The organism is Microcoleus sp. D2_18a_D3 (assembly GCF_036702455.1).
Classification (GTDB): Bacteria; Cyanobacteriota; Cyanobacteriia; order Cyanobacteriales; family Microcoleaceae; genus Microcoleus.
The window spans coordinates 1-2656 of the sequence record NZ_JAUBTK010000188.1 but is presented as its reverse complement, the minus strand read 5'-3'; the positions used below and the strand labels follow the sequence as shown (position 1 = coordinate 2656).

3 protein-coding genes and 1 pseudogene are annotated in these 2656 nt (G+C 48.7%); 2 read left to right on the top strand and 2 right to left on the bottom strand.

What is annotated here, in order from left to right:
• Positions 1-557 precede the first annotated feature (557 nt).
• Complete coding sequence (locus tag QUB06_RS34330; protein ID WP_333439274.1) at positions 558-908, bottom strand: hypothetical protein; 351 nt, start codon at positions 906-908, stop codon at positions 558-560.
• A gap of 179 nt (positions 909-1087) precedes the next feature.
• On the opposite strand from QUB06_RS34330, the gene QUB06_RS34325 reads away from it, so the two are divergent.
• Together QUB06_RS34325 and QUB06_RS34320 are read left to right on the top strand one after the other, a co-directional pair.
• Entirely contained in the window at positions 1088-1354 is a 267-nt protein-coding gene (locus tag QUB06_RS34325; RefSeq protein WP_333439272.1) for a hypothetical protein, read from the top strand.
• Positions 1355-1398: 44 nt separating this feature from the next.
• Positions 1399-1563 (top strand): hypothetical protein, encoded by a 165-nt coding sequence (locus QUB06_RS34320; protein ID WP_333439270.1) that lies wholly within the window; start codon positions 1399-1401, stop codon positions 1561-1563.
• A 54-nt stretch (positions 1564-1617) separates the two neighbouring features.
• Here the strand turns inward: QUB06_RS34320 and QUB06_RS34315 are convergent.
• Positions 1618-2656, bottom strand: a pseudogene (locus QUB06_RS34315) (hypothetical protein); the annotation flags it as partial.

Here is a 2656-nt window from a genome sequence, read left to right as displayed (position 1 = left end):
GTTGAAGAGCGGGTAAAATTAAGCCCCTTGACACCCCAGCCCTAGTTTTTAGGTAGTTGTGGCGATAGCTGCACGGCGATCGATTCAAAGCCAAACCTTTGTGGTGATTTGAATTATTTTGACTTTAAAAACTACAACTCGCGACTCGACTCGGCTGCCCTTACTCGAATATCTGAAGCAGCCTGCAAGTCGCTACCACTGGCTCACCATTGATGCTATCAATCCAAGTACACTTTGACCAAAACAATGCAGGAAAATCGCACTTACTCATTCACAATTTTTAGCTAAAATTTGGGAGGAAAAAAGAGGAGAAACCAGCACAGTTATTACTCGTTACACCTCGTAATTCCTACTTTTTCGGTTACAATCAGTATAAATACTTATCAGTTTTTGTAAAGAATTGTTGCTTTTGACGCGATTTTTTGTATTTTAGACCCTTCTGAATCCTCCTCAATCCTCGTAGTTAGTGTGGTAGTCGCATAGCAAGCCATGTCAAATAGACGTTATAGGGGGTAAAATTGAGCACTCTTTGCAAATTAAGGGTTTTTGCAAGATTGCTATGAGAATTGTTGGTAGGCAGGACTGGCGCGATCGCACACGACAACAGCCAAGGCAAGAAAGTTTGATGGGGCAGTTTGGACTTGGATAGAACTGTGCTCCTGCCAGTCGCTCTTGAAGTCAGGAGCGAGCCAATTGGTGTACAGGGCAGCCGCCTTTACGATGGAGCCGAGCATCGCACGACGCATTCGAGTTGGTGCTGTTGAGTATCGGCGGCGGATGCCTGACGCGATCGCGCCTTGCCCTCCTGTTTGCAAGCGAAGCAGCCTGCTGATGTCGATGATGGCGAGGGAATCGTTCGTCCGATAGCCAGCAAGAGCGCGATCGCCTTGACACCTAGGATTCCCCATTCATAAAGGTGCATCGTTTTTGTTTCTGCACGTAAAAGTCTGGTGTGTGATCACAAAACCATTGCTTGCTACCGAGAAAGAACAGCCAAAAGCAGCCTCAACAAGCAAAGGCACGAACAGCACAAAAAGGCAGTAATTTGGCAGGAAATTGCAGGCGTTTGCAGGATATTTTCAGGTAAATGCAGGTAAAATGCAGCCCCTACAAATACCTGCAAACGCCTGACTTTATACTGCAAACGCCTGATTTTATACTGCAAACGCCTGACTTTAGGGCACACAAAAAATCAGCTAATTTTTTTGGTGGCGGCTTCGATCGACGGTGCGAGTCGCGAACAGGTAAGTCTGCTGGCGGGCGATCAAGTTACCGCATCAAGCCGATCGCCTGGTTGATTCCGTGTCAGCACGAAGAAATCAAAAAACGGGGCAACGATCGGCAATCTGCTTGAACCGGGCAAGTTCTGCCTCGCCGACGATCGCGTAAGAAATTTATATGAATGGTTCTATCCCTTCTAGCCGTAGGAAATATACGCAACCGGATGCGTCGCCTGCGACAATTGTGGCTCCATCGGTGCAACAACGCAACAGGCGATTGGGCGTAAGCGTGTTTATTGATGCCTACATCAGTTTGATTTTGAGGCAAAACGAGGACAACTAGCCACAAGTCACTGAAACCGGACAATTTTGTGTGGTTTTTTATTGACTGTCAAAATTAGCAGCTACCCTCCGAGCGTCGGCGAATCAGTTCGCGTATCCGGTCGCGCACTACGGCGTCCTCAGAGGCTAGCCAAGTAGCTATGGTGGCCGCATCGTACCGAGTCCCCGGCGCACCCCAGCCAAACATCTGTGTAATCAGGGTTTGTAACTGTGCCGGATAGTATTCATCCCACCAAACTGTCGCAATTTCTCGCAATTTTTCGGCATCGAGGGGGGCGATAATTTCTGGCTCTGGCACGGGTTGGGGGGGGGTTGGTTCTTGCGGATTGTCGCTACCGGCGCTCGGCTTCGCCGTCAGTTCCGAGAATATCGCTCGCTCCGAATCGGTCAAAGCGGCCCAAACTTTCTCGCGGTTTGCAGCTCCCCTGGCACAGACATCTTTAAGGATTGGCAAGATGTCGGCCGCTGTCCGTCGTGCAGATTCGGGGTCGGGTTCTGCTATTGCCACCCAAATCATCTGCACGAGTTCGAGTTCATCTTCGTTGAGTTCTAAATGCGGGGTTTGAAGGGGTTCGCACGGGTTTGCTGCGGGGTTTGTCGGTTGGCTTAAATTCCCATCGGGTAAGGGTTCTGGTATTTCAACGGGGTTGGTGGGGTTCAAACCTACTTTTTCTATTATTTCTGACTGATGACTTGTGATTTGGCTTTCTTCAATCAACCCAGAAAAAGACTCTAACTTTTCATAAAAGTGATGACTTGTACCGCGACTTTCCTCAGTCAACGAAGAAGAAGACTCTAACTTTTCTGAAATGTTTTGAATCTCTAAACCCCGTAAATGGCTGCAATTCCCGTCTAATGAGGCTTCTGGACTCCGTATCAACCCCGTATCAGTGGGGAAATTCTGGGGGATAAGCGCCGAAAGTGAATCGGAATGAGTTGGTGATGTTTCCCCTTCGGTTCGGAACCTCAATCCTTCAAACCAACTGCGGCCGCCGGAGCGTTTCCACTTGACGGAGCTAAGTTCCAGATAATCGTTGCAGAGTTCTGAGAGCATCTTGGGATACTTGATATGAGAAACTGCCTTGAGCGCGGTG

Coding starts and splice junctions, on each gene's coding strand:
- QUB06_RS34330 (WP_333439274.1), bottom strand. CDS start 908: ATGGGGAATCCTAGGTGTCAAGGCGATCGCGCTCTTGCTGGCTATCGG.
- QUB06_RS34325 (WP_333439272.1), top strand. CDS start 1,088: ATGCAGGTAAAATGCAGCCCCTACAAATACCTGCAAACGCCTGACTTT.
- QUB06_RS34320 (WP_333439270.1), top strand. CDS start 1,399: ATGAATGGTTCTATCCCTTCTAGCCGTAGGAAATATACGCAACCGGAT.